The organism is Geodermatophilus poikilotrophus (assembly GCF_900111455.1).
GTDB lineage: Bacteria > Actinomycetota > Actinomycetes > Mycobacteriales > Geodermatophilaceae > Geodermatophilus > Geodermatophilus poikilotrophus.
Genome location: NZ_FOIE01000011.1, coordinates 1 through 24,623 on the forward strand (window position 1 = coordinate 1; position 24,623 = coordinate 24,623).

Annotated in this window: 30 protein-coding genes and 1 pseudogene; 13 read left to right on the forward strand and 18 right to left on the reverse strand. The window is 75.4% G+C overall.

Annotated features, from left to right (window positions below; translation table 11 throughout):
• A partial coding sequence (locus tag BMW27_RS21125) for an ATPase, T2SS/T4P/T4SS family (RefSeq protein WP_175486605.1) occupies window positions 1–615 on the reverse strand: 615 nt, incomplete at its 3' end.
• A gap of 293 nt (window positions 616–908) precedes the next feature.
• On the opposite strand from BMW27_RS21125, the gene BMW27_RS21130 reads away from it, so the two are divergent.
• Window positions 909–1,307 (forward strand): MmcQ/YjbR family DNA-binding protein, encoded by a 399-nt coding sequence (locus BMW27_RS21130; RefSeq protein WP_091448105.1) that lies wholly within the window; start codon window positions 909–911, stop codon window positions 1,305–1,307.
• Entirely contained in the window at window positions 1,304–2,116 is an 813-nt protein-coding gene (locus tag BMW27_RS21135) for a glycoside hydrolase family 16 protein (protein ID WP_217638235.1), read from the forward strand. Before BMW27_RS21130 ends, BMW27_RS21135 begins: the two co-directional genes overlap by 4 nt.
• 28 nt (window positions 2,117–2,144) lie before the next feature.
• Here the strand turns inward: BMW27_RS21135 and BMW27_RS21140 are convergent, their stop codons facing one another.
• Entirely contained in the window at window positions 2,145–2,648 is a 504-nt protein-coding gene (locus BMW27_RS21140) for an OsmC family protein (protein WP_091448107.1), read from the reverse strand.
• A gap of 85 nt (window positions 2,649–2,733) precedes the next feature.
• Window positions 2,734–2,940, reverse strand: a complete 207-nt coding sequence (locus BMW27_RS21145) for a hypothetical protein (RefSeq protein WP_091448110.1) — start codon at window positions 2,938–2,940, stop codon at window positions 2,734–2,736.
• A gap of 324 nt (window positions 2,941–3,264) precedes the next feature.
• On the opposite strand from BMW27_RS21145, the gene BMW27_RS21150 reads away from it, so the two are divergent.
• The 3 genes and pseudogenes from BMW27_RS21150 (at window position 3,265) to BMW27_RS23770 (ending at window position 4,485) form a co-directional block, all read left to right on the forward strand.
• Window positions 3,265–3,657 carry a hypothetical protein gene (locus tag BMW27_RS21150; RefSeq protein ID WP_139206953.1) on the forward strand — a complete coding sequence of 131 codons (393 nt, stop codon included), beginning with the start codon at window positions 3,265–3,267 and terminating at the stop codon, window positions 3,655–3,657.
• A 241-nt stretch (window positions 3,658–3,898) separates the two neighbouring features.
• A pseudogene (locus tag BMW27_RS24650) lies at window positions 3,899–4,297 on the forward strand (class I SAM-dependent methyltransferase); the annotation flags it as partial.
• 14 nt (window positions 4,298–4,311) lie between these two features.
• The gene (locus BMW27_RS23770; protein ID WP_217638241.1) at window positions 4,312–4,485 is read left to right on the forward strand and encodes a hypothetical protein; all 174 of its coding nucleotides are present in this window, start codon (window positions 4,312–4,314) and stop codon (window positions 4,483–4,485) included.
• 182 nt (window positions 4,486–4,667) lie between these two features.
• Here the strand turns inward: BMW27_RS23770 and BMW27_RS21160 are convergent, their stop codons facing one another.
• From BMW27_RS21160 to BMW27_RS21170, 3 genes are all read right to left on the reverse strand, one after another.
• Complete coding sequence (locus BMW27_RS21160) at window positions 4,668–6,218, reverse strand: acetolactate synthase large subunit (protein WP_091448114.1); 1,551 nt, start codon at window positions 6,216–6,218, stop codon at window positions 4,668–4,670.
• Entirely contained in the window at window positions 6,215–6,535 is a 321-nt protein-coding gene (locus tag BMW27_RS21165; RefSeq protein WP_091448116.1) for an EthD family reductase, read from the reverse strand. The genes BMW27_RS21160 and BMW27_RS21165 overlap by 4 nt, the downstream gene beginning before the upstream one ends.
• A 95-nt stretch (window positions 6,536–6,630) precedes the next feature.
• On the reverse strand, window positions 6,631–7,569 hold the full coding sequence (locus tag BMW27_RS21170; protein ID WP_091448118.1) for an NADP-dependent oxidoreductase: 939 nt from the start codon (window positions 7,567–7,569) through the stop codon (window positions 6,631–6,633).
• A 131-nt stretch (window positions 7,570–7,700) separates the two neighbouring features.
• Here BMW27_RS21170 and BMW27_RS21175 point away from each other — a divergent pair, with 131 nt between their 5' ends.
• Complete coding sequence (locus BMW27_RS21175; RefSeq protein ID WP_091448120.1) at window positions 7,701–8,402, forward strand: DUF4230 domain-containing protein; 702 nt, start codon at window positions 7,701–7,703, stop codon at window positions 8,400–8,402.
• A gap of 128 nt (window positions 8,403–8,530) precedes the next feature.
• Here BMW27_RS21175 and BMW27_RS21180 read toward each other — a convergent pair whose 3' ends face one another.
• Complete coding sequence (locus BMW27_RS21180) at window positions 8,531–9,730, reverse strand: acyl-CoA dehydrogenase family protein (RefSeq protein WP_091448122.1); 1,200 nt, start codon at window positions 9,728–9,730, stop codon at window positions 8,531–8,533.
• A gap of 148 nt (window positions 9,731–9,878) precedes the next feature.
• Between BMW27_RS21180 and BMW27_RS21185 the strand changes: the two genes are divergently transcribed.
• On the forward strand, window positions 9,879–10,442 hold the full coding sequence (locus BMW27_RS21185; RefSeq protein ID WP_091448124.1) for a DUF4190 domain-containing protein: 564 nt from the start codon (window positions 9,879–9,881) through the stop codon (window positions 10,440–10,442).
• A gap of 100 nt (window positions 10,443–10,542) precedes the next feature.
• Here BMW27_RS21185 and BMW27_RS21190 read toward each other — a convergent pair whose 3' ends face one another.
• The 3 genes from BMW27_RS21190 to BMW27_RS21200 form a co-directional block, all read right to left on the reverse strand.
• Window positions 10,543–11,493 (reverse strand): HpcH/HpaI aldolase/citrate lyase family protein, encoded by a 951-nt coding sequence (locus BMW27_RS21190; protein WP_091448127.1) that lies wholly within the window; start codon window positions 11,491–11,493, stop codon window positions 10,543–10,545.
• Window positions 11,494–11,553: 60 nt separating this feature from the next.
• Window positions 11,554–12,414, reverse strand: a complete 861-nt coding sequence (locus tag BMW27_RS21195) for a DMT family transporter (RefSeq protein ID WP_091448129.1) — start codon at window positions 12,412–12,414, stop codon at window positions 11,554–11,556.
• Between the two features lie 170 nt (window positions 12,415–12,584).
• Window positions 12,585–13,454, reverse strand: a complete 870-nt coding sequence (locus BMW27_RS21200) for a PhzF family phenazine biosynthesis protein (RefSeq protein WP_091448131.1) — start codon at window positions 13,452–13,454, stop codon at window positions 12,585–12,587.
• A 24-nt stretch (window positions 13,455–13,478) separates the two neighbouring features.
• On the opposite strand from BMW27_RS21200, the gene BMW27_RS21205 reads away from it, so the two are divergent.
• Both BMW27_RS21205 and BMW27_RS21210 read left to right on the forward strand, forming a co-directional pair.
• Window positions 13,479–14,717: a magnesium transporter MgtE N-terminal domain-containing protein gene (locus BMW27_RS21205; protein ID WP_091448133.1), complete on the forward strand. Its 1,239-nt coding sequence runs from the start codon at window positions 13,479–13,481 to the stop codon at window positions 14,715–14,717.
• Window positions 14,710–15,240: a DUF1003 domain-containing protein gene (locus BMW27_RS21210; RefSeq protein ID WP_091448135.1), complete on the forward strand. Its 531-nt coding sequence runs from the start codon at window positions 14,710–14,712 to the stop codon at window positions 15,238–15,240. Before BMW27_RS21205 ends, BMW27_RS21210 begins: the two co-directional genes overlap by 8 nt.
• A gap of 102 nt (window positions 15,241–15,342) precedes the next feature.
• Here the strand turns inward: BMW27_RS21210 and BMW27_RS21215 are convergent, their stop codons facing one another.
• A complete protein-coding gene (locus BMW27_RS21215) occupies window positions 15,343–15,813 on the reverse strand; it encodes a DUF4188 domain-containing protein (protein ID WP_091448137.1) in 471 nt (156 codons plus the stop codon).
• Between the two features lie 72 nt (window positions 15,814–15,885).
• On the opposite strand from BMW27_RS21215, the gene BMW27_RS21220 reads away from it, so the two are divergent.
• Entirely contained in the window at window positions 15,886–16,500 is a 615-nt protein-coding gene (locus BMW27_RS21220; protein ID WP_091448140.1) for a MerR family transcriptional regulator, read from the forward strand.
• Between the two features lie 151 nt (window positions 16,501–16,651).
• Entirely contained in the window at window positions 16,652–17,140 is a 489-nt protein-coding gene (locus tag BMW27_RS21225; protein WP_091448142.1) for a methylated-DNA--[protein]-cysteine S-methyltransferase, read from the forward strand.
• A gap of 72 nt (window positions 17,141–17,212) precedes the next feature.
• On the opposite strand, the gene BMW27_RS21230 is transcribed toward BMW27_RS21225, so the two are convergent.
• Entirely contained in the window at window positions 17,213–17,530 is a 318-nt protein-coding gene (locus tag BMW27_RS21230) for an AzlD domain-containing protein (protein WP_091448143.1), read from the reverse strand.
• On the reverse strand, window positions 17,527–18,216 hold the full coding sequence (locus BMW27_RS21235) for an AzlC family ABC transporter permease (RefSeq protein ID WP_091448145.1): 690 nt from the start codon (window positions 18,214–18,216) through the stop codon (window positions 17,527–17,529). Before BMW27_RS21235 ends, BMW27_RS21230 begins: the two co-directional genes overlap by 4 nt.
• Window positions 18,217–18,512: 296 nt before the next feature.
• Between BMW27_RS21235 and BMW27_RS21240 the strand changes: the two genes are divergently transcribed.
• Window positions 18,513–19,664: an Mrp/NBP35 family ATP-binding protein gene (locus BMW27_RS21240; protein ID WP_091448147.1), complete on the forward strand. Its 1,152-nt coding sequence runs from the start codon at window positions 18,513–18,515 to the stop codon at window positions 19,662–19,664.
• Between the two features lie 129 nt (window positions 19,665–19,793).
• Here the strand turns inward: BMW27_RS21240 and BMW27_RS21245 are convergent, their stop codons facing one another.
• The 4 genes from BMW27_RS21245 to sigE all read right to left on the reverse strand — a co-directional run bounded on the left by BMW27_RS21245 (window position 19,794) and on the right by sigE (window position 23,041).
• Window positions 19,794–20,156, reverse strand: coding sequence for a twin-arginine translocase TatA/TatE family subunit (locus BMW27_RS21245; RefSeq protein WP_091448149.1), 363 nt, complete (start codon window positions 20,154–20,156; stop codon window positions 19,794–19,796).
• A gap of 103 nt (window positions 20,157–20,259) precedes the next feature.
• Complete coding sequence (locus tag BMW27_RS21250; protein WP_091448151.1) at window positions 20,260–21,831, reverse strand: S1C family serine protease; 1,572 nt, start codon at window positions 21,829–21,831, stop codon at window positions 20,260–20,262.
• 32 nt (window positions 21,832–21,863) lie between these two features.
• On the reverse strand, window positions 21,864–22,454 hold the full coding sequence (locus tag BMW27_RS24430) for a zf-HC2 domain-containing protein (RefSeq protein WP_091448154.1): 591 nt from the start codon (window positions 22,452–22,454) through the stop codon (window positions 21,864–21,866).
• Window positions 22,451–23,041 (reverse strand): RNA polymerase sigma factor SigE, encoded by a 591-nt coding sequence (sigE, locus tag BMW27_RS21260; protein WP_091448157.1) that lies wholly within the window; start codon window positions 23,039–23,041, stop codon window positions 22,451–22,453. The genes BMW27_RS24430 and sigE overlap by 4 nt, the downstream gene beginning before the upstream one ends.
• Before the next feature lie 271 nt (window positions 23,042–23,312).
• Between sigE and BMW27_RS21265 the strand changes: the two genes are divergently transcribed.
• Window positions 23,313–23,963 carry an O-methyltransferase gene (locus BMW27_RS21265; protein WP_091448160.1) on the forward strand — a complete coding sequence of 217 codons (651 nt, stop codon included), beginning with the start codon at window positions 23,313–23,315 and terminating at the stop codon, window positions 23,961–23,963.
• 57 nt (window positions 23,964–24,020) lie between these two features.
• Here the strand turns inward: BMW27_RS21265 and BMW27_RS21270 are convergent, their stop codons facing one another.
• Window positions 24,021–24,605, reverse strand: coding sequence for a 2'-5' RNA ligase family protein (locus BMW27_RS21270; RefSeq protein ID WP_245743786.1), 585 nt, complete (start codon window positions 24,603–24,605; stop codon window positions 24,021–24,023).
• Between the last annotated feature and the right edge of the window lie 18 nt (window positions 24,606–24,623).

Below are 24,623 nucleotides of genomic sequence, written 5' to 3' on the forward strand. Positions count from 1 at the left end.
GGTGCCGCCGGCGACCAGCACGTTGAGCCCGGAGACGACGGCGGCCTCGAGGAACCGCGCCGCCTGCGGGGTGAGCGTGCCCAGCGCGACCAGCTCGTCCAGCGAGTGCGCCTGCAGCACGAACTTGCGGATGTTGACCGCCATGTGCCGGCGGGTGATGTCCGGGATGACCACGTGCAGCCGCGACCCATCGGGCATCGTCGCGTCGACGAACGGCGTGGACATGTCGATCCGCCGCCCCGAGGTGCGCAGCATCCGCTCCACCAGGTCGGCCAGCTCACCCGGCGCCAGGATCGTCGTCGTCAGCTCACTGCGCCCCCGCCGGGCCACGAACACCCGGCCCGGCTCGTTGACCCAGATCTCCTCGACCTCCGGGTCGTCCAGCCACCGCTGCAGCGGACCGAACCCGGCCACCCGGTCCAGCACGTCGCGGACCACCGCGTCGGGGTCGCCGATCGGCGGCAGCGCCGAGGTCAGCGACCGCTCGGAGTAGTCGGCCACCACGTCACGCACCAGCAGCCGGACCGGCCCGGGATCGGTGAACGGGTCCAGCCCACGCCGGCGGATCAGCTCCCGCACCTCGCCGTCGACGACCTCCAGCGCACTGGTCGGCACGGCACCCCCGTCGTCACGCTCGGTCAGGACGACGACGGACAGTAGGCGGGCGAGCCGGTCCGCGAGCCGGCGTCGCCAAGATCTGTGGACGGCCGACGCCCAGCCCCACCCGGTCGGGTGTCACACCCGGTCCCCCGGCCGCCTGAGGTGTCCCTCTCCGGAAGCTCTACCGCTGCTCACACCTGTGGGCAGCGGTAGAGCTCGCGGAGGACCACGTCTCTCCTGCCGCGCGGAGGCACGTGCGCCAGCAGCAGCGAGGATCTCGACCCGCCACGACGGGCTAGCCTGCCGGCGTGCCCGGCTGGGAGGACGTCCGCGCACTCGCCTTCGCTCTCCCCGAGGTCGGCGAGCGGACCTCGCGCGGTCATCCCGAGTGGCGGGTGCGTGATCGGCTGTTCGTCTGGGAGCGGCCGCTGCGCCGGGCCGACGTCGCCCACTTGGGGAACCGGGCACCGGACGCGCCGCCGCTGGGTGCGTGGGTGCCCGACCTCGGTGCGAAGGAGGCGCTCCTGACCGACGACCCGGACACCTACCTGACGACGCCGCACTTCGACGGCCACCCGATCGTGCTCGCCCGACTCGACCGCATCGACCCCGGCGAGCTCGCGGAGCTGGTCACCGAGGCGTGGCTGGCCCGGGCGCCCCGGCGGCTGGCGCGCGCGTGGCTCGACGACGCCCCGCCCGCCCCGTGAGCCCGCCGACGGGCGGCACCGGTCGGCTGGACCGCTCCCGCTACGACCTGGAGTTCGGCGAGGACTTCACCGGCACGGAGGTCGACCCGCGCCGGTGGATGACCCACTACCTGCCGCAGTGGACGACCCCCGAGCGGTCGGCGGCCCGGTTCGACCTGCTGCCCGGGGTGCTCCGGCTGCGGATCGACGCCGACCAGCCCGCCTGGCGCCCCGACGACGGCGGGCTGCGGGTGTCGAACCTGCAGACCGGGTCGTTCTCCGGCGAGGTGGGGTCCGACCGCGGGACACACCGGCACCGACCCGACCTCCGGGTGGCGACCGCCGTCCCCACCCGCCGGCTCTACACGCCCAGCAGCGGGCTGGCCGAGGCCCGGCTGCGGGCCACCCCCGACCCGACCTGCATGCTCGCGGTGTGGCTCGTTGGCCTGGAGGAGGCCGACCCGGACCAGTCCGGGGAGATCTGCATCGCCGAGCTGTACGGCTCCGCCGTCGGCCCGGACGGCTCGACCGTGCGCCTGGGCGTCAAGGCCCACCACGACCCCCGGCTCAGGACGGACATGGCCGACATAGCCCTCGACCTCGATGCCACCGACTGGCACTCCTACGCCGCGGCGTGGGACGCCGGGAAGACGTGCTTCTACGTCGACGACGAGTTGGTCCGGGTGGTCCCGCAGGGCCTCGCCTACCCGCTGGTGTTGATGGTCGACCTGTTCGAGTTCCCCGCGGGGGCCGACCGGGACCCGGCGGTCTACCCGAAGGCCGCCGAGGTCGGCCCGGTCCGCGGGTACCGACCGGCCCCCGACCGGTAGGGCCGCCGGGGCCGGGCGCGGCGGACCGTCAGGCGCGGCGGACGGTGAGGTGCGGCGGCTGCGCCAGGGTCTGAGCCACGACGCAGTACCGCTCGGTGAGCTGACCCAGCTTGGCGAGGGTGGCGTCGTCGGCGTCGGTGTCCAGCTCGGCGTCCACCGTGATCGCGCCCAGGCCGACCGGCGCCTCCTTGGAGACGCCGAGCGTCCCGCGGGCGTCCATGTCGCCCCGCGCGCTGAGCCGCGCCGAGCGGATCTCGACGCCCATCGCCGTGGCGACGCTGCGCATCGTCACCCCGGCGCAGGCCAGCAGGGCCTGCAGCAGCATGTCGCCGGAGCAGGCGTCGCTGCCGTCCCCGCCGGTGGACGGGTGCAGCCCGGCGCGGGCAGGCCCGGCCCAGGTCTGCACGGTGGCGGTGACGCCCGGGTCGGCGAAGGTGGCCTCCGCGTGCATCGTCACGCACGCGGACGCTGGCTCGTCCCGGTAGCGCTGCTTGATCGGCGCCTGCAGGTCCCGCAGCTGTGCGGCGTCCATCCGAGGGGCCTCCCGTGTCGTCGAGGCCCCCATGCTCGTGGTGAGCGCCGGCCTCCGCCACGCGGAGGCAGGCGCCCGCCCCGGATCAGTCGCCGAAGGCGTCGCAGAGGTCGACGACGTCGGCGTCGAGCTGCAGGCCGTCCACGGTCGTGGACTCCCCGGTCGCAGGGTCGACCGTCCGGCGCAGCAGGACGCTGCCGTCCGTGAGGAACCCAAGCTGCGGCAGGCCGGCCTCGTCGGCCGCCGCCCCACCAGGACTCGTCGCACCGCGACCACCTCCTCGCCGAGTCACCCCCTCCCCGGCGGCGCAGCGTGGGGAGGAACGCGCCACCTCGCGCCGGTCCGAAGACGGTGCCGCGCGGACCACCGCGTTCCGTCCCCGCCCGTACGGCCGCGGCCACCGCCCGGCGCGCGTCTTCGGGAGGGGCTCCCACCTGATGGCCGGGCTCTCGGTGCGGCGGTCCTCCCGTGATGTGGGGGTGACGGTCGCGTGACGCCGTCCGTTCCAGACTCGCGGTGCCCACACCACGGCGGTCCTCGTCGGCGCCCGCCACGACCGTCGGCGCTCCAGCCGACCGGTGCAGCTCTCGTCGTTGCCGACACGGAGGTGGAGGACATGACACAGCAGGCCTTCGTCCTGTGGTTCGCCGATGACGGCAACACGAACCTGGGTGCGCTGAACAACCTCCTGGGCCAGGGCTGGCGGGTCAGGCTCGCGACGCCGATGAGCGGCAGCGGGGAGACCGGCCAGGAGACCCCGCAGAGTCCGTTCCCCTACTCCCGGGCGGCCCTCGCCCTGTCCCAGGACGGGAGGCACGAACAGCGGGCGTTCGTCCTGTGGTTCGCCGATGACGGCAACACGAACCTGCAGCAGTTGAACGGGCTGCTCGGCCAGGACTGGGAGATCTCCCAGCTGGTCGCCATGAGCGGGGGTGGAGAGCGCGGTCCGGAGACCCCGCAGAGCTCGTTCCCCTACTCCCGGGCACTGGCCGTCCTGCAGCGTTCCTGATCGGACGACGTCCGTGTGCGGTTCGTGGGCCGGGTGAGGTCGACCGCCCGGTCGCCGCGGTCCCGGAGGACGTCCCGCCGCGCCCGGCTCCCCGCCCTTGTCGTCGCCCGTGGAGCGGTCGAGGGTAGCGGTGGGGAGCGGAGGATCGTCCACGGCGGAGGGGATCGGCATGGGTGGCGCGACCGGCGGCACGGGCACGCGGACGGCGGTGACCGGCGATGAGCGTGGCTTCCTCCCCGGGATGCGGCGCACGTGGCTGCTGCCGCTCTACGACCCGCTGAACCGGCTGCTCGGCGTCCGGCGCATCCACCGGCGACTGCTCGACCGGGCCGGCCTGCGACCCGGCCAGCGCGTCCTGGAGATCGGCTGCGGCACCGGCGACCTGCTGCTCGCGGCCAAGCGGGCCCAGCCCGAGGCGGCCGTCGTCGGGCTCGACCCCGACCTCGCCGCGCTGGCCCGCGCCCACCGCAAGGCCCGCCGCCGCGGACTGGCCGTCCAGCTCGACCGCGGCTACGCCGACGAGCTGCCCTACGCCGACGACAGCGTGGACGTCGTCCTCTCCTCGTTCATGCTCCACCACCTGCCGGCCGGCGAGCGGGAGCAGGCGATGCGCGAGGTGCTCCGGGTGCTGCGGTCCGGGGTGCGCTGCACCTGGTGGACGTCGGCGGGTCCGGCGACTCCGGCCACCGGCACCGGTTCACCCGGGAGCACGCCGTCGACGACGTCCCGGGCCTGCTCCGCCGGGCCGGCTTCGCCGAGGTCGGGGAGACCGGCTCCCACGTCCACCGCTGGGTCGGCCGGTACACCTCCTACCGGGCGACCGCCTGAGGGGATCGGCCTCGTCAGCGGCCGGCCAGCTCCACGACCGCGTCGACGAGCGCGTCGCGTCCAGCGGCACGCGGTCGTCGTGGTCGGCGCCGGGGACCTCAACCAGCCGGTGCAGGCCGGCCGCCGCCGCGACGACGACTCCGGCGCGGACCAGGCGCCGCACCGGGCCGGGTGCAGCTACCTCACCTGCGGCCGGGCAGCACCGCGTCGACCAGGTGCGGGCCGGGGGCGGCGAGCGCCGTGCGCAGCTGCTCGGCCAGCTCCTCGGCGGTCGTGGCCCGGGTCGCGGGCACGCCCATGCCGGTGGCCAGCGCGACGAAGTCCAGCGACGGCCCGCCCAGGTGCAGCAGCTCCCCGGCGCGCTTGCCGTCCTCGGCCGCGCCGACCCGGGACAGCTCGTTCTCGAGGATCGCGTAGGAGCCGTTGTCGCAGACGACGACGGTGACGTCGAGCTGCTCGCGGGCCATCGTCCACAGCGCCTGGATCGTGTACATGGCGCTGCCGTCGGCCTGCAGCGCGAGCACCGGCCGGTCCGGGCAGGCCACCGCGGCGCCCACGGCCATCGGCAGCCCGTCGCCGATCGCCCCGCCGGTCAGCGACAGCCAGTCGTGCCGCGGCGCACCCGAGGTCAGCTCGGCCAGGCCGACGCCGGAGGTCAGCACCTCGTCGACGACGATCGCCCGCTCCGGCAGCAGCGCCCCGACCACGGCCGACATCGCGCGCGGCGTCAGCTCGCCGGTCGGCAGCTCGGGCCGCGTCGCCTCCAGCAGCTCCGCGCGCGCGTCCGGTGCCGCCACCTGGGCCAGCGCCCGCACCGCGGCGACGCCGTCCTCCCCCGGCGCGGCGAGCACGTGCACCGTGCAGCCCTCGGGCACCGGCGTGCCCGGCACGTCCGGGTAGCCGAAGAAGTGCACCGGCGAGGTCGCGCCGGCCAGCACCAGGTGGCGCGTCCCGGCCAGCGCGGCGAGCGCCATCTCCGGTGGGTAGGGCAGCTTGGTCAGCTCGGGCAGGCCGGCGCCGCGCACCGCGCGGGTGGAGAACGTCTCGGCCACCAGCCGCGCGCCGGTGCCGGCGGCGATCTGACCGGCGGCCAGCAGCGCCGCCTCGCTGCCGACGACGTCCCCGCCGAGGAACAGCACGGTCGGTTCGCCGGAGCGCAGCACCGCGGCCACGTCGTCCACCACCGCCGGCGCCACCTGCGGAGCCGGGCGCACCGGCTGCGGCGGTGCGGGCTCGGCGCCGTCCTCCCACGAGACGTCGGCGGGCAGCACCAGCGTGGCGATGCCGCGGCGGGCCGACTCCGCGACCGCGTCGGCGGCGTCGGCGGCGACGTCGGCCGGGGACAGCGACCGGCGCAGCCAGCCCGACACCGCGCCGGCCAGCGCGTCGAGGTCGGACTCCAGCGGCGCGTCCAGCCGCTTGTGCGAGCGGGCGTGGTCCCCCACGACGTTGACCACCGGCGCGCGGCCCCGGCGGGCGTTGTGCAGGTTGGCCAGGCCGTTGGCCAGCCCCGGGCCGAGGTGCAGCAGCGTGGCCGCCGGCTTCCCGGCCATCCGCGCGTACCCGTCGGCGGCGCCGGTCGCGACGCCCTCGAAGAGCGTCAGGACGGCGCGCATCTCCGGGACGTCGTCCAGCGCGGCGACGAAGTGCATCTCCGACGTGCCGGGGTTGGCGAAGCAGACGTCGACGCCCGCGCCGACGAGGGTCCGGATGAGTGCCTGCGCGCCGTTCACCGGGGAGCGTGCACCTCGTTCAGCTCGTAGTGCGTCATGGTCGCGCCGCCGGTGGCGAAGTTGGCGACGTCCTCGGCCGCCGCCTTCCCCTCCGCGGAGGTGAACGCGGCACCCATCTCTTGCTCGGACTCGAAGTCCAGCTCCGCCACCAGGTACGGCGCGGGCTGCGACGGGTCCAGCGGCTGGGGGGAGCCGGTGGTGAACCGGACGAGGCCGGGCATCTGCGTGGCGAGCGGCGTGTGCGTGTCGCGGTAGTAGGCGTCGAACGCCGCCGGGTCGTCGGGCTGCCCGTAGCTGACGACGAGTCTGTGCACCATCGCACCACACCTCCGCACCCCGCCGGGCTCCGCTGCCCGGGACCCCCTCACCCTGTCAGGACCGGGCGACGTCCCGCCACCGCGGGACCCCGACCTCAGAAGGCGAGCACCAGCCGCCCGCGGACGCCGCCGCGCGCCAGCCGCCGGTGCGCCTCGGCGGCCTGCTCGGCGGGCAGCACGTCGGCCACGCGCAGGGTGAGCACGCCCTGCTCGGCCTGCTCCCGCAGCCGGTCGAGCGCCGCCCGGTCCTCGGCCACCCGGCGCACGAGCGTCGGGTGCACCCGGACCCGGCCCGAGCCGTCCCCTCGGTAGCCGCGCACGGTCGTCACCGCCCCGCCGTCCCGGACGGCCGGCAGCACGGCCGCGTCCTGCACCGAGCCGTCGGCCAGCCCGTCGACGCCGTCGGGGAACTCCGCGCGGATGCGGTCGGCGACGTCGTCCCCCCGCCGGACGACGACGTCGGCACCCAGGTCGCGCACCAGCTGCTCGTCGGCCTCCGACGCGTCGGCGACGACGGTCAGCCCCTCGGCCTTGCCCAGCTGGACGACGTAGCCGCCGAACGCCCCGGCCGCGCCGGTCACCGCGAGCACCTGGCCGGGCTGCAGGCCCATGAGGTCGAGCGCCAGCCGCGCGGTGAGCCCGTTCATCGGCAGGGTCGAGGCCTCGGCGTCGGTGCTGCCGGCCGGTGAGCGGGTCACCGAGGCGGCCGGCAGCACCAGGTCCTCCCGGTAGGCGCCGTGCGCGCCGGTGGGCACCACGATCGCCATCACCCGGTCGCCGACCTGCAGGTCGGTGTCGGTGTCCGGGCCGATCTCGGCGAGCACCCCGGCGGCGTCCATGCCGGGGACGTACGGGAACTCCTGCACCGGGTCGCGCCCGGCGTAGGCGCCCTCGCGCAGGTGGGTGTCGGTGGGGCTGACCGCCGCCGCGGTCACCCGCACCCGCACCCGCCCCGGCCCCAGCGGCTCGCGCGGGACGTCGACGACGTACAGGGCCTCCGGCCCACCGAACGCGGTCACCCCGACAGCTCTCATGCCCGAAGCCTGGCCGACGCCGGCCGGCCCTGTTCCCGCGGGTGCGCTCGGCGTGTCGGGAATGGGAGCCGCGGGAACATCGCTGGACGGGTGAGCCACCGCACGCCCGCCCCCGACCCGAGAGGCCGAGCATGCCCACGCTGCTGCCGTCCCGCCCCGTCTCCCTGGACCCGGCCCCCCGCCGGCGGCGTCGCCTGCGCCCCAAGCTGGTGGCCGCGGGGATCGGCCTGGCGCTGCTGGTGCCCGCCGGCTTCCAGGTGGCCGACTGGCTGCCGGACAACCCCCTCGGTCAGGACGTCGTCGACACCAGCACTCCCCCGCTGCTGCTGGCACTAGAAGACCTGTCGGAGTACCACGCCGCGACCGGCACCTTCCAGGTCGTCGTCGAGCGCGAGGTGGACACCCGCTACGTCCCCTCGGTGATCAGCGGCGAGTCGGTGAGCTTCCTGGCGACCGGCACCGCCGACGCCTACGTCGACTTCGCGGGCCTGGACGCCGGCCGGGTCACCCTCTCCCCCGACGGCACGTCGGCCACCATCGCGCTGCCCGCCCCGCGGCTGGGCGAGGTGCGCATCGACCCGGCCGAGAGCCGCGTCCTCGACCGCGACCGCGGGCTGGTCGAGCGGGTCGGCGACGCACTCGGCGACAACCCGGTCGACGACAGCGAGCTGTACGCGCTGGCCGAGGACCGGCTGGCCGCCGTGGCCACGCAGAGCGACCTGCGCGAGCGCGCCGAGGCCAACACCCGGGACATGCTGACCGGCCTGGCCCGCTCCCTCGGCGTCCAGCAGGTCGAGGTCACCTTCGACGAACCGGCCGACGGCGACAGCTGAGAGAGGACCTCGTCCCCCTCACCGCTCGCAAGCTCGCGGCGAGCCTCTGGACGAGGCCGGCAGACACCACGGCCGCCTGCAGGGTCCCGCCGCGAGCGCGCGAGTGGTGGGGGGCAGGGGGTCCTTCTTCAGCGCTTGAGCGCGTACTCCTTGAGCAGGCCCCGGCTGATGATCGTCTTCTGGATCTCGCTGGTGCCCTCGCCGATGAGCAGGAACGGCGCCTCGCGCATCAGGCGCTCGATCTCGTACTCCTTGGAGTAGCCGTAGCCGCCGTGGATCCGGAAGGACTGGGTGGTCACCTCGGCGCAGTACTCGCTGGCCAGCAGCTTGGCCATGCCGGCCTCGACGTCGTTGCGCTTGCCGGCGTCCTTGAGCCGAGCGGCCTTGACCATCATCGCGTGCGCGGCCTCGACCTTGGTCGCCATCTCGGCGAGCTGGAAGGCGATGGCCTGGTGCTGGGCGATCGGCTTGCCGAAGGTCTCCCGCTGCTGGGCGTACTGGATGGCCAGCTCGAAGGCGCGGATGGAGATGCCGCAGGCACGCGCGGCAACGTTGACCCGCCCGACCTCGACGCCGTCCATCATCTGGGCGAAGCCCCGGCCGGGGACGCCGCCGAGCACGTCCTCGGCCCTGGCCCGGTAGCCGTCGAACACCAGCTCGGTGGTGTCCACGCCCTTGTAGCCCATCTTGTCGATCTTGCCGGGGATGGTGATGCCGGGGACGACCTCGCCGAAACCGGCGGGCTTCTCGACCAGGAACGTCGTCAGGTTCTGGTGGGCCTTCTCGGCGCCCTCGTCGGTGCGCACCAGCGCGGCGACCAGGGTGGAGCTGCCGCCGTTGGTCAGCCACATCTTCTGGCCGTCGATGACGTAGTCCCCGTCGGCCTGCCGGACCGCCTTGGTGCGGATGCCGGCGACGTCGGAGCCCAGACCCGGTTCGGACATCGAGAACGCCCCGCGCACCTCGCCGGTGGCCATGCGCGGCAGCAGCCGGTCGCGCTGCTCCTGGGTGCCGTGCTGCATCACCATGTGGGCGACGATGAAGTGGGTGTTGATGACGCCGGAGACGCTCATCCAGCCGCGGGCGATCTCCTCGACCACCAGCGCGTAGGTCAGCAGCGACTCACCGAGACCGCCGTACTCCTCGGGGATCACCAGCCCGAAGATGCCCAGCTCCTTCAGCCCGTCGACGATCTCCTGCGGGTACTCGTCGGCGTGCTCGAGCTCCTGCGCGTGCGGGATGATCTCCTTGTCGACGAAGGTCCTGACCGTCGACAGGATCTCCTGCTGGATGTCGGTCAGGTCGGCGGTCTGCGCCAGACGGGTCATCGCGTCGCTCCTCCGGGGGGACTCCGGTGTCCGGGTTACCGGTGAGTATGGGCCACCGCAGGACGCCGTCCGCGTGCGCCTGATCACTCTCCGGGCCCTGCGCGTCTAGCGTTCGGCACGAGGACCCGCCGACCGTGGGAGGACGACGATGACGCAGGACGAGCCCCACCGCGGTGCCCCCGACCCCGCAGAGCCACCCGCGGGCGGCGAGGGCCAGCGGCAGCCCGGACACCCGCCGCTGACCCCCTACGGCACGCAGGGGTCCACCTCCGCCGGCGGCCAGGAGGGGTACGGCACCCAACCCGGGTACGGCCCGCCGCCGGGGTACGGCGGCCAGCCGGGGTACGGCGGCCAGCCGGCGTACGGCGGCCAGCCGGCGTACGGCCCGCCGCCCGGGTACGGCCAGACCGCGTGGGGCCAGCCGGGGTACGGCCCGCCCGGCTACGGCCCGCCGCCCGGCTACGGCTACCCGCGGCCGACCAACACCCTGGCGATCCTGGCGCTGGTGATGGCCTTCGTCTTCAGCCCGGTCGGGCTGGTGCTCGGCGTCGTGGCCCGCCGGCAGATCCGGCAGACCCGCGAGCAGGGAGACGGCCTCGCGCTGGCCGGGATCATCATCGGCGGCATCGGCACCGCGCTGGCGGTGCTGGGCTTCCTGTTCTTCTTCCTCGCGCTGGCCGCGGCCGGCTCGTCGGGCGCCTTCGCGCCGTAGACCCGCCGCACCCGACGACGGCCCGCCCAGGTGCTCCCCGGGCGGGCCGTCGTCCGGCCTCGTCCGGCGCACCGCGCCGAGCCTGAGAGGCGGGGTCCTCCTACTCCGGCGGGGTGAAGGTCGAGGTGCGCTGCATGCCGGCGGCCCGGCCCTTGCCGGCGATCACCAGCGCCATCTTGCGGCTGGCCTCGTCGATCATCTCGTCACCGAGCATCGCCGAGCCCTTCTTGCCCCCGGCCTCCGAGGTCGCCCAGTCGTAGGCGTCGAGGATGAGCTCGGCGTGGTCGTAGTCCTCCTGGGACGGCGAGTAGATCTCGTTCGCCGCGTCGACCTGGCCCGGGTGCAGCACCCACTTGCCGTCGAACCCGAGGACGGCCGAGCGCTTGGCGACCTCGCGGAACGCCTCGACGTCGCGCACCTGCAGGAAGGGGCCGTCGATGGCCTGCACACCGCGGGCGCGGGCGGCCATGAGGATCTGCATGAGGATGTAGTGAAAGGGGTCCCCGGCGTAGTCCGGGTGCAGGGCGCCGACCACCAGCGACTTCATGTTGATGCTGGCCATGAAGTCGGCTGGGCCGAAGATGATCGTCTCGATCCGCGGGCTGGCGAACGCGATCTGGTTGACGTTGATGAGCCCCTGCGCGGTCTCGATCTGCGCCTCGATGCCGATCCGCCCGACCTCCAGGCCGTGGGCCTTCTCGAGCTGGGTCAGCAGCATGTCCAGCGCCTGCACCTGGGCGGCGTCCTGGACCTTCGGCAGCATGATGCAGTCGAGGTCGGCGCCGGCACCGCCGACGACCTCGATCACGTCCTGGAAGGTCCACTCCGTCGTCCAGTCGTTGACCCGGACGGTGCGGATCTTGTCGCCCCAGCCGCCCTCGTTCAGCGCCGCGACGATGTTCTTGCGGGCACCGGGCTTGGCCAGCGGCGCGCACGCGTCCTCGAGGTCGAGGAACACCTGGTCGGCGGGCAGGCCCTTGGCCTTCTCGAGGAACCGGGGGTTGCTGCCCGGGACGGCCAGGTTGGAACGGCGGGATCGGAGCTCGGCCACGGTGCCTCCGCTTGATCGGGATCGGGTCCACCGGAGGGTAGCGACGGCCTCCGCGGGCCCTCAGGTGCCGGGCTCGGCCAGACCCGCCGGGCGGCTGGCCCGGACCACCAGGCCGACACCGACGACCACCAGCGCCACCCCGGGCAGGGCCAGCAGCGGGGGCACCTGCTGCAGCAGCACCAGCGCGAACAGCAGGGCGCCGGGCACCTCCAGCAGGATCACCAGGCTGACCATCGTCGGGCCGACCGAGGAGAGCACCAGGTTGAACAGCGTGTGCCCGAGCAGCTGGGCGCAGACGGTGATGGCGGCGATGAGCACCCAGTCCCGCCCGGCGAAGCCGGCGAGCGGGTCGCCGACCACGACGGCGGCGACGGCGACGACCGCGGCGCACACCGAGTAGCAGACCACCGCGTACGCCGAGGTCGACAGCCGCTGCCGCGCCCGCGCCCCGGCCAGCACGTACCCGCCGGCGCAGAGCGCGCCGAGCAGCGCCAGCCCGTCCCCGGCCAGGGCGCGCAGGCTCACCGTGACGTCGACCCCGGCGATCAGCGCGACGCCGAGCACCGCCAGCACCAGCCCCCACCAGGTCGCGGTGGGCAGCCGCACCCCGCTGATCCGCGCGGCCAGCGCCGTCCAGATCGGGGTGGTGGTCACCAGCGCGGTGGAGGCGGCGACCGTCGTCATCGACAGGCTGGGCAGCCACGCGGCGAAGTGCGCGGCGAGGAAGAGGCCGGCGACGACGGAGCTGGTGAGGTCGCGCGGTCGCAGCCCGGTGAGGACCCGGCGCTCGCGCAGGAGCAGCACCGGCAGCAGGACCGCTGCCCCACCGAGGTTGCGCCAGAACGCGAGCGCGAGCATCGGCGCGGCCAGCATCGTGGTCAGCGGCGCCGACAGCGAGACGCCGACGACGGCGACGGCCATGATCCCGACGTCCCGTCCGCCCGGCCGGTGCAGCGCCCAGGCCCCGGCTCCGCCCCCACGGCCCTCCTGCGGGGACCCTGGCCCCGTCCCGGGTCCCGCCCGGAGCCTGCGAGGGGTGGGGAGGACGGGGTCCTTCCCCGGGTGGTGGGGGGCGGGGGGGTCCTCCGGCTTCAAGGCACCCGGATGCGACCGCGCGCGACCGGGACCACCGCGCCGCGGACCGTGGCCGCGACCGCGCGGCCCCCGGAGGCGGTGACCGTGCAGGAGAGCACCGAGGGCCGGCCCATCGCCTCGCCCTGGTGCACGGCGTAGGACGACGTCCCCTCCGGTGCGAGCAGTCCGGCGGCGACCAGCCAGACGCCGGTGCCGAGCGCCGCCGAGCCGGTCGCCGGGTCCTCGCCCCAGGCCAGGTCGGCGGCGAACACCCGGGCGCGGGCGGTGGCGGTGGCGCCGTCCCAGGACAGCACCGAGACGCCCTCCCCCACGCCGTGCCCACCGAGCAGCGCGGGGACCGGCGCGGCCTCGTCCACGACCTCCGGGCGGACGGCGAGGAACGCGAACGGCAGGCCGCAGCCGGCGACGTGCGCGGGCAGCCCGATGGTGTCGGCGGCCGAGAGCCCCAGCGCCTCGGCCAGCGCGGCCGGGTCGGGGCCGTCCTCGAGGGTGGGCCGGCCACCGGACAGCGTCGCGCCGTCGTCGTCGACCACCACGTCGAGGACGCCCGCACCGCACTCCTGGCGCAGCGCGCCGGCGGGCAGCCGGCCGGCCCGCACGAGCGTGTGCGCCGCACCCACGCTCGGGTGCCCGGCGAAGGGCAGTTCGGCGTAGGGGGTGAAGATGCGCACCCGGTAGGAGGCGCCCGGCTCGGTCGGCGCGCACAGGAACGACGTCTCCGACAGGTGGAACTCGTCGGCCAGCGCCTGGCACTGGTCGGTGGAGAGGTCGTCGGCGTCGAAGACCACGGCCAGCGGGTTGCCGGCGAAGGCGCGCGGCGCGAAGACGTCGACGACCTCGTAGTCCAGCTCTCCGGGGGTGGCCACGGCTCGACGGTAGCCTCGCTACCCGTGACCACGGCGACCAGGGCGTACGTCTCCCGGCTCGCCGGGCTGCCCGTCTTCGACCCCAACGGTGACCGCGTGGGCAAGGTCCGCGACGTGGTGGTGGCGCTGCGGGTGGGGACGGCGCCGCCGCGCGTGCTGGGCCTGGTCGTCGAGGTGGTCGCCCGCCGCCGCATCTTCGTGCCGATGGGCCGGGTGACCACGCTGGACCCCGGCTCGGTGGTGCTCTCCACCGGCACGCTGAACCTCAAGCGCTTCGAGCAGCGGCGCGGCGAGACGCTGGTGCTCGGCGAGCTGCTCGACCGCCGGGTGCAGATCGCGGAGTCCGGCCGGCCGGCCACCGTCGTCGACGCCGGCATCGAGCAGAACCGCACCGGTGACTGGGTGCTCTCCCGGCTCGCCGTCCAGGAGCCGGGCCGGCTGGGCCGGCGGGGGCAGCTGCACCAGCTGGCCTGGGACGAGGTGACCGGCCTGGCCCTGCCGCAGACCGGGCAGGGTGCCGAGACGCTGATCGCCACCTACCGCGAGCTCAACGCCGCCGACGTCGCCCACGCACTGCAGGACCTGCCGATCCAGCGCCGGCACGAGGTCGCCGAGGCCCTCGACGACGAGCGGCTGGCCGACGTGCTCGGCGAGCTGCCCGAGGCCGACCAGATCACCATCCTCGGCACGCTGGAGGAGAAGCGGGCGGCCAACGTCCTGGAGGTCATGGACCCCGACGACGCGGCGGACCTGCTGGCCGAGCTGTCCAACGTCGACCGCAACCGGCTGCTGGAGCTCATGGAGCCCGACGAGGCCGAGCCGGTGCGCCAGCTGCTGCAGTACACCGAGGACACCGCCGGCGGGATCATGACCAGCGAGCCGGTGATCCTCACCCCGGACGCCACGATCGCCGAGGCGCTGGCCCGCGTGCGCGAGCCCGAGCTGTCCCCGGCCCTGGCCAGCCAGGTGTACGTCTGCCGGCCGCCGTCGGCCACCCCGACCGGCCGCTACCTGGGCCTGGCGCACATCCAGCGACTGCTGCGCGAACCGCCGTCCACGCTGGTCAGCGGGGTGCTCGACGACCTGGAGCCGCTGCGCCCGGAGGCCCCGCTGGCCGAGGTCACCCGCTACTTCGCCACCTACAACCTGGTCGCCGCGCCGGTGGTCGACGCGCAGGGCCGGCTCGTCGGCGCGGTGAGCGTGGACGACGTCCTCGACCACCTGCTGCCCGAGGACTGGCGCGAGCGGGCCCGCCGTGGCTGAGAGCCGCCGGCTCGACGTCCCCCGCGGTGCGCGCGGCTTCGGCAACGTCCTGCGGCTGGACCCCGACGCCGTCGGCCGCTTCGCCGAGGCGATCGCCCGGTTCCTCGGCACCGGCCGCTTCCTCGCCGTCCAGACCGTGATCGTCATCGTCTGGATCGGGCTCAACGTCTTCGCCGTCCGGCTGCAGTGGGACCCCTACCCCTTCATCCTGCTCAACCTGGCATTCTCCACCCAGGCCGCCTACGCCGCGCCGCTGATCCTGCTGGCCCAGAACCGGCAGGCCGACCGCGACCGGGTGCAGGCCGAGGAGGACCGGGCGCGGGCGGCGCAGACCCGCGCGGACACCGAGTACCTGGCCCGCGAGCTGGCCGCGCTGCGGGTCGCCATCGGTGAGCTCGCGACCCGCGACTTCATCCGCGGCGAGCTGAACCGGCTGTCCGAGGAGACCTCCGAGGACGCCGAGCGGCGGGAGCGCAAGGCGAGGAAGAAGCGGGAGGCCGCCGCCCGCGACGCCACCGGCTGAGAGGACCACCCTCCCCCCACGCCTCGCACGCTCGGCGCGGGCCCCTGGAGGCCGGCCGCCCTGCTCGCCGCCGTCGTGGACGGTGGGGAGGGGGTCCTCTCCTCAGCCGGCGAGGCGGGCCGCGGCACGGTCCAGCCGGCCGGTCACCGGCCGGGGCGTGGTGGCGGCGGCCAACCCCTGGGTGGGCAGGTCGACGTAGACGCTCTCCGCTCGGGCGACCTCGTAGGTCTCGTGCCAGATGCCGACCGCGCCCGGGACCCGGCGGGCCCGCCGGTTGAACGCCGTCCACGCGGGCCGGTGTCCGGCACCGGTGTCGGTGGCGTAGCGGTAGAGGTCCTCCGGGCGGCGCCAGTACTGCACCACCAGCGGACCGTCCGGCCCCATCGCCAGGCGGTGACCCAGGAAGCCGGACGAGGGGTCGGTCGCGAGCTCCCGGAGCATCCGCGGCATGGCGAGGAACACCGGCAACCAGGCGTCCGGCCGCCACGGCCGGTTGATGCGCATGCCGATCAGGAAGACGGTGAGGTCTCCTTCATGGGTGTGGGTCCAGCGACCCCGGGCGATGCGTGCCATGCCGTCCTCCTGGTTGGATAGTCCGAGTATCCAACTCTAGAGAGTGTCACTATCCAATGTCGAGGGGGGCGCGTGCAGATCTCCGAACTGGCCCGCCGGACCGGCGTCCCGGTGGCGACCGTGAAGTACTACCTGCGGGAGGGCCTGCTCCCGCAGGGCGAGCTGACCGGCGCCACCCGCGCCCGGTACGGCGAGGACCACGTGGAGCGGCTGCGGCTGGTCCGCGCCCTGCTCGGCCCCGGCGGCCTCTCCGTGGCCCGGGCGCGCGCCGTGCTGGCCGCCGTCGACACCCCGGACACCTCGGTGCACGCGGCCCTGGGCGCCGCCCACCGGGCCCTGCCCGGCGTCGGGGCCGAGGGCCCGGCCGACCTCGAGCAGGCCCGCAGCGTCCTGCGGCGCCGGGGGTGGCGGGTGGCCGAGGACTCCCCCGCCCTCGTCGCGCTGGCCGGTGCCCTCGAGGCCCTGCGCGCTGCCGGCGCCGCCCCGACCGACGAGCTGCTCGACCGCTACGCCGAGGCCGCCGGTCGGATCGGTGAGCAGGACGTCGCCGAGGTGCCGACCGGCTCCGTGGCCGAGGCCGTGCGCTTCGTGGTGGTGAACACCGTGCTGCTGGAGCCGGTGCTGCTGGCGCTGCGCCGGCTGGCCCAGGAGGACGCCTCCCGCCGCCGGTTCCCGGGCGACTGCTGAGGGGTCAGCCGAGCAGCGCGGCCAGGACGTCGAGGCCCCGGCGACGTCGGCGACCGCCTGCACCCGGTGCCCGGCGGGTCCTGTCGGTCCCCCGCTCTACGGTCACCCCACGTGGGACCTCGGTCGTCCACCGGACATGGGGAGGTTGACGATGCGCAGAACGCACACGGTGGTGCCGTCGCCGATCGGCCCGCTGACCGTCGTCCGGGACGAGGACGGCGCGCTGGTACGGCTGGCGATGTCCCCTCCGGACGCACTCGGGGCCGACGCGCTCGGTGAGCGGACCGACGCGGGGTTCGAGGACGTCGCGCGCCAGCTCGCCGAGTACTTCGCCGGCGAGCGGACCGCCTTCCACCTGCCCGTGCGACCCGTCGGCAGCCCCTTCGAGCTGGCCGTGTGGGACCAGCTGACCCGCATCCCGTACGGCGAGACCCGCTCCTACGGGTACGTCGCCACAGCGGTCGGCGACCCGGGCGGCGCCCAGGCCGTCGGCGCGGCGAACGGGAGGAACCCGATCGCGGTCGTGGTGCCCTGCCACCGGGTGATCGGCGCCGACGGCAAGCTGGTCGGGTTCGGCGGAGGGCTGCCTCGCAAGCGGTTCCTGCTCGACCTGGAGCAGCGCGCGGACCGGCTGTTCTGACCTGCGGCGGAGCGGTTCGAGGCGGTGGTGCGGCGGCACGGACCGGTCGTCTCGAGGGTCTGCCGCACCGGGTCAGCCGGCGAGGGCGTGCACCAGCGCGCCGGTCGCCCCGGCCAGCACCAGGACGACGATGAACGGCGCCCGCACCGCCAGCGCCAGCGCGGCGACCGCCAGGCCGGCCAGCCGCCCGTCCACCACCAGGTCCGGACCGGAGGTGGCCGCCTGGACGGCGACCAGCGCGGCCAGCAGCGCCGCCGGGACGAACTCCACGACGCGGGTCACCCACGGGTGCTCGACCCAGGCCGCCGGCACGGACAGGCCGGCCAGCTTCAGCAGGTAGCAGCCCACGGCCGCGACCAGCACCACCGTCCACAGCGACCCGCCGATCACCGGACCGCCTCCTCGTGCCGCGGCCGGCCGGCCAGCGCCACGGCGACGACGGCCGCGACTACCTGCACACCGGCCGGCACCACCGGGGTGAGCAGCAGCGCGACGACCGCCCCGCCGACGGCGACCCGCCGCTGCACCACCGCCTCGGGGGACGTGCGCTGCAGCCGGGGCCACAGCAGGGCGAGGAACGCGGCCGGGACGACGGCGTCCAGCGCGGCCTGGGCCGTGCCCCCCAGTCCGGAGGCGCCGAGTGCGCCGAGCACCGTGGTCAGGTTCCAGCCGACGTAGATGGTCGCCCCGGTGACCCAGAACGCCAGCCGACCCAGCTCCCGGTCCGGGGCGGCGACGGCCATCGCGGTGGTCTCGTCGATCACCCAGTGCGCGGCGCCGACCCGGCGGAGCACGCCGCGGGGGGCGAGCAGCGGGGCCAGCCGCACCCCGTAGACGGTGTTGCGGGTGCCCAGCAGCAGGGCGCTGCCGATGGCGGCGAGCCCGCTGCCCCCGGCGCCCAGGACGCCGACCAGGGCGAACTGGGACGCACCGGTGAACATCAGCGCGGAGAGCACCAGCGCCTGCCAGACGTCGAGGCCGGCGGCGTCCGCGGCGGCGCCGAAGGCCACCCCGTAGAGGCCCACTGCCAGGCCCAGTCCGACGGCGTCGCGGAGGGTGGCGGTGCGGGCGGACACGGCAGCGAGGCTAGCCAGGCAGCCGGGCCGGCCCCGCACCCCTCCGAGGGGCGCAGCGCAGCGGCTGACGGGGCACGCCGACGCGCACCTCCACCGCGCCGAGGCCACCGGCAGCGCGGTGTGCGCCGACCCGTGCGCGCCGGTCGCTGAGCGCCCGGTTGAGCAGTAGATCACCCTCCGCACGACGGCCGACCCGCCCGACGGCCGTACAGTGGGCGGAGGCCCGTGAACGCAGGTCACCGCCACTCCTCGGCGGACCGGACCGGGTCCCCCGTCGAAGGAGACAGACGCACACGATGTCCGCCCCGCTGACCGGCGCGCCGGCGCTCGACGCCGTCAACGCCGCACTGGCCACCGTCCAGGACCCGGAGATCAACCGCCCGCTCCCCGAGCTCGGCATGGTCAAGGACGTCCGGATCGCCGACGACGGCACCGTCCGCGTCGAGGTCTACCTCACCGTCTCCGGCTGCCCGATGCGCGAGACGATCACCAACCGGGTCACCCAGGCCGTGTCCGCCGTCCCCGGTGTCACGTCGGTCCAGGTCGCGCTCGACGTGATGAACGACGAGCAGCGCGCCGAGCTGCGCAAGACGGTGCGCGGCACCGACGCCCCGGAGCCGGTCATCCCGTTCGCCCAGCCGGGCTCGCTGACCCGCGTGTACGCCGTGGCCTCGGGCAAGGGCGGCGTCGGCAAGTCGTCGGTCACGGTGAACCTGGCCGCCGCGCTGGCGAAGAAGGGCCTGTCGGTGGGCGTCGTGGACGCCGACATCTACGGCCACTCGGTGCCGCGGATGCTCGGCGTCGACGACAAGCCGACCCAGGTCGACAACATGATCATGCCGCCGCAGGCCTACGGCGTGAAGGTCATCTCGATCGGCATGTTCACCCCGGGGAACACCCCCGTGGTGTGGCGCGGGCCGATGCTGCACCGCGCGCTGCAGCAGTTCCTCGCCGACGTGTGGTGGGGCGACCTCGACGTCCTGCTGCTCGACCTGCCGCCCGGCACCGGCGACGTGGCGATCTCCATCGCCCAGCTGCTGCCCAACGCCGAGATCCTCGTGGTGACGACGCCGCAGCTGGCCGCCGCCGAGGTGGCCGAGCGGGCCGGCGCGATCGCCACGCAGACCCACCAGCAGGTTGTCGGCGTCATCGAGAACATGTCCTGGCTGGACCTGCCCGACGGCGGCCGCATGGAGGTCTTCGGCTCCGGCGGCGGCGAGGCGGTCTCCGACGCGCTCACCCGCACCCTCGGTGCGCGGGTCCCGCTGCTGGGTCAGATCCCGCTGGACACCCGGGTCCGCGAGGCCGGGGACGCCGGTGCGCCGGTCGTGCTGGCCGACCCCGACTCCTCCGCCGCGCAGGCGCTGGCGAAGATCGCCGACGGCCTGGCCACCCGCCAGCGCGGCCTGTCGGGCATGTCGCTGGGGCTCACCCCGGTCCGCCACTGAGCTGACCTGCGACGAGGCCGGTCCCCGTTCCCGGGGGCCGGCCTCGTCGCTGTCTCCTGCGGTGTTCCGCGCGCTCCTGCGGCGGTGCAGCGGCGCCGGAGCGACTGCTGGACCGCAGGAGCCGACAGGTCACGTCGCGTCGGGGTCGAACGGGGGCGGGGCGGAGTGGTCCCGCGTGCGCGCGGCGGCGGCCGCCACCGTGGTCGCGGCCGTGGCCCCGGCGGGCGGCCGGGGGGCGTCGTCGTCGGCGAGCAGCTGGTTCCTGATGAAGGTCCGCGGGTGGTACTGCCGCAGGTCGAGGTCGCGGAGCCGGGCGAGGTCGTCGCCCAGCGACTCGTCGACCTGGGCCCGGACCCCGGTGATCGCCGTGCGCACCTTCTTCAGCCCGGCGGCGGCGTCCTTGGCGAGGTCCGGCAGCCGGTCGGGCCCGAAGATGAACAGCGCGGCGAGCGCGAGGACGATGATCTCGCCCCAGCCGATCGAGTCGAACACGCGCCCGCTCCTCTCCTCGTGCGCCCGGTCCGGCCGTCGCGCGTGTCCAGCGTAGGCAGCGCGCTCGCCACGGTCAGTGCCCCGATGAGGGGGGTCCTTCTGCTCAGGCCTCGTCGAGCGTGGCCTCGACCGTGGTCGACGACCCGTCCCGCACCAGCTCCAGGCCGATCGTCTCCCCCGGCTCGTGGGAGTCCACCGCCACGACCAGCTCCTCGGAACTGCCGACCGGCTCACCGTCGACGGCGATGACGACGTCCTGCTCGCGGATGCCGGCCTCGGCCGCGGCGCTGCCCGGCTCGACGTTGACCACCAGCGCGCCGTCGCGGGTGCCGTCGGTGACCGAGCGGGCGTTGACCCCCAGCGCGGCGTGCACCGCGCGCCCCGTGCCGATGAGCTGCTCGGCGATGTCGCGCACGGTGTCGACCGGGATGGCGAAGCCGAGGCCGACGCTGCCGCCACCCAGCGAGGCGATGGCGGTGTTGATGCCGATGACCTCGCCGGCGCCGTTGACGAGCGCGCCGCCGGAGTTGCCGGGGTTGATCGGGGCGTCGGTCTGCACCGCGCTGATCACCGCGTTGGTGTCGCTGCCCTCGCCGGCCAGCCGGACCGGCCGCTCGAGCGCGCTGACGATCCCGCTGGTGACCGTGCTGGCCAGGCCCAGCGGGGAGCCGATGGCGACCACCGGGTCGCCGACGACGACGTCGCCGGAGTTGCCGAGGGCGGCGGTCAGCAGGCCGGGCTTCTCCACCTTGAGGACGGCGAGGTCGCTGGCCGGGTCACGGCCGACGATGCGCGCCGCTGAGCCGCTGCCGTCGGAGAAGACCGCGCGGATCTCGGCGCCCTCGACGCCGTCGGCGCCGGAGATGACGTGGTTGTTGGTGACGATGTAGCCGTTGGCGCCGTCGATGACGACCCCGGACCCGGTGGCGCCGGCCTCGCCGATGCGGACCTCGACCGAGACGACCGCCGGGGTCACCCGGGAGGCGATGTCGGACACCGAGCCCGGCTCGCGCGCGATCCCCTCGTCGGTCTCGTTGAGCTGGGTGCCCGGGGCCAGCAGCGGCGACTCGTCGGCGGTGCGGGTCAGCCAGTAGCCGGCCGCACCCCCCACCAGGCCGGTCAGCAGCACGGCGAGCAGGGCGAGCACCGACAGCCGGATCGACACGTCGGCCAGCCGCAGCCGACGGCGTCCCCGGCCGTCGACGACGACCGGGCCGGTCCGCTGCTCGGGCTCCTCGAACACCGCCGGGCCGGTGAGGCCGGCCGGGGCGTGCGGGTCGCGCCAGGGGTCGGAGCGGGCGTCGGGCTTCCACCACGGCCCGGTGGCGGTGCGGCGGCGTCCGGGCCGGCCGCCGGGCGGCTCCTGCAGGCCGCGCTGGCCGGCCCCGGGGGCGAAGGCGCGCAGCACCGCCTCCGGCGGCGGTGGCGGCAGCGGGCGGGGCGGCGCGACCGGGCGGTCGCCGGCGAAGCCGCCCTGCACCGCGGCGGGTCGCCCGAAGGCGGCCTGCTGGGCGGGGCTGGGCGGGGGCAGGTGCTGCGGCGCGGGCTGCGCACGAGCGGGCGGGTCGAAGCCGCCGACGCCGTCCCGGGGGCGCGCGAACGCCTCGTCCGGCAGCTGTGCCGCCTGGTCGGGACGGCCGTCGGCGGTGTGCGGGGTCTGCGGATCGGGGTCCACCGGATCTCCCGACGGGGTGCCGGCGTGGGTGGTCAGGGCGTCCCGCCCGGGCTCGCCGAGGGCTGGACGGCGGTGCCGACGGTGGTCGCGCGCACCACCGGGGGGACGATCTCGGTGCGCTCCTCGAGCGTGGCCCCGGCCACCGGCTCCTGGGACGGGCGGACGCCGTCGGAGCTGCCGGCCGGCAGGTTCAGCGCCAGCGCGGTCACGCCCACGCCGAGGATGCCGAGCGCCCCCGTGAAGCCGCGGCGCAACCAGCGGGCGTGACCGGGCCGCTGGTGGCCGGCCGGCGCCGGGGCCAGCGGCACCGCCCACGAGCCGGTGGCGCCGCTGACGGTGAGCTGGCCGGGGCCGGCGCTCAGCGCGCCGAGCCCGCCGCCGGTGCCCGGGACGTCGGCGGTGAACGGGATGGCGCGCAGCCGGGACAGCAGGTCGCCGGGGACGGCGACGTCCGCGGAGGCGTGCAGCGCCTCCTTGGCCTCCCGTTGCGCCTGCACCGCCATGCGGCACTGAGCGCAGCCGGTCAGGTGGCGCGCCGCGCGGGCGGCGGGACCGCCGGCCAGCTCGCCGTCCACGAGGGCGGCGACGGCCTCCTGGGCCAGGTGGCTCTCCGGGATGTTCACCCCACGCTCCCCTCCGCGACGGCGTCCTGGGTGGGAGCCGGCCGGCGCGGGGCCAGGTGCGCGAGCGCCTCGCGCAGCTGGACGCGGCCGCGGTGGATGCGGCTGCGCACCGTGCCGAGCTTGATGCCGAGGGTCGCCGCGATCTCCTCGTAGGTCAGTCCCTCGATGTCGCAGAGGACGACGGCGACGCGGAACTCCGGGGAGAGCGCGTCGAGCGCGGCCTGCACCTGCGGGTCGAGGTGGGTGTCGGAGTACACCTGCTCCGGGCTGGGCGCCGTCCCGGGCAGGCGCTCGGTGTCCTCCGGCAGGGCGTCGAACCGGATCCGCTGCCGGCGCCGCACCATGTCGAGGAAGAGGTTGGTGGTGATGCGGTGCAGCCAGCCCTCGAAGGTGCCGGGCGAGAAGTCGGCGAGCGAGCGGAAGACGCGGACGAAGGTCTCCTGGGTCAGGTCCTCGGCGTCCTGCGGGTTGCCCGAGAGGCGGTAGGCCAGCCGGTACACGCGGGCGGAGTGGTCGCGCACGACCTGCTCCCAGGTCGGGGCGACCCACGCCTCGGTCACGGGGGCGGGATCGGCGGCGTCGGACACGGTCCCAGGATCGCAGACCGGAGCCGTCGTCGACCCCCCGACGTCGGCGGGTCGGGCGGGGGCGGCTCTCTCGGGGCGCACGACACGTCCAACGGGCCGGGGACCGGGCGGTGTTCCCGTTCACAGGGAGCTCACAGCTGCGCGGGCGGCCGGGCGCGGGCCGCACCGGCCACTACCCTCGGCCGGTGATGAGCGCCGCGACGACGACGGGCAGGCGAGCGTCGCAGCCGGCGTCGGTGAGCGAGCAGCGGAACGAGCCAGGGGTCGAGCAGTGACCATCGCGGCACCCGGACCGGGGAGGAACGGCGCGGCCTACGCCGACCGCTTCGCCGCCGAAACGCCCGCACTCGTGTCGGCCCGGTCCCGCGCGGCGGGGCTGGCCGGCGCACCACTCGTGACACCGGCGGTCGGTGCCACCCTCGCCGTCCTGGCCGCCGGGGCCGCTTCCCGCACGGTGGTCTCCATCGGCAGCGGCGGCGGCATCGCCGGGTTGTGGCTGCTGGAGGGGATGCGGCCCGACGGCGTCCTCACCGTGCTGGACAGCGACGCCGAGGCGCTGCGCGCCACCCGCGGGGCCTTCGCCGAGGCCGGCCACCCGCCCGGGCGCACCCGGATGATCTTCGGTACGACCGGGGAGGTCCTCCCCCGCCTCTCACCCGGCGCCTACGACATGGTCGTGTGCGCAGGGGCGCCCACCCAGTACGCCGCGCACCTCGGGGCGCTGCTCGAGCTGGTCCGGGTCGGCGGCACGGTGGTGTGCCACGGGCTGCTCGACGGCGACCGGATCGCCGACCCCCACGCGCGGGACGACCAGACGACGGCCTGGCGGGACGTCGCCCGCGCCGTCCGCGAGCACGAGGACCTCACCTCCGCCGTCCTGCCGATCGGGGCCGGCCTGCTCGTCGCCACCCGCCGCCGCTGAAGAAGGACCTCGTCCCCCTCACCGCTCGCAGGCTCGCGGCGAGCCTCTGGACGAGGCCTACCCGGGACGGGGACACGGGCCGGTGTCAGCCCCGAACGGGTACTCCGCGACCGGCGCCCACGGCCCGCCCAGGTAGCGCCACAGACCCAGGCCGCGTGCGCCGACCCGGTGCGGCACGAACCCGGCGGCCAGCCGGTCGCGCAGCACGCGGGCGACGGCCGGCTCCACCTTGTTCTGCACCGTCACGTGCGGCGCGTGCCGCTGCCGGTCCTGCCGGGTCAGCCACGGCTCCCAGGCCGCGGCCAGCCCGGCGCGCAGCGCGGTCAGCTCCGGGGCGTCGAGCGTGTACGCCACGCCCCGGCCGAGCAGTCGCAGGCCGGTGACGGCGACGTCGAAGGCCGGCCGGCGTGCCGCGTCAGCGAGGTCGGCGGCGACCGCGTCGGCCTGCTCGCCGGGCAGCGCGTGGAACAGCGTGACGTGCGCGCGCAGGTGGTTGCGCTCGGCCGGGAAGTGCGCCGCGCGCAGCCGGTCGAACCGCTCCTGGGCCTCGGGCTCCAGGAGCAGCGTGACGACCAGAGGGGACGTGCTGGAACGGCCCTCGTGCAGGTGCCCGGGCCGAGCGGAGCGAGGGTCGGGGGGCACGAGGGTCCTCACGGGGGC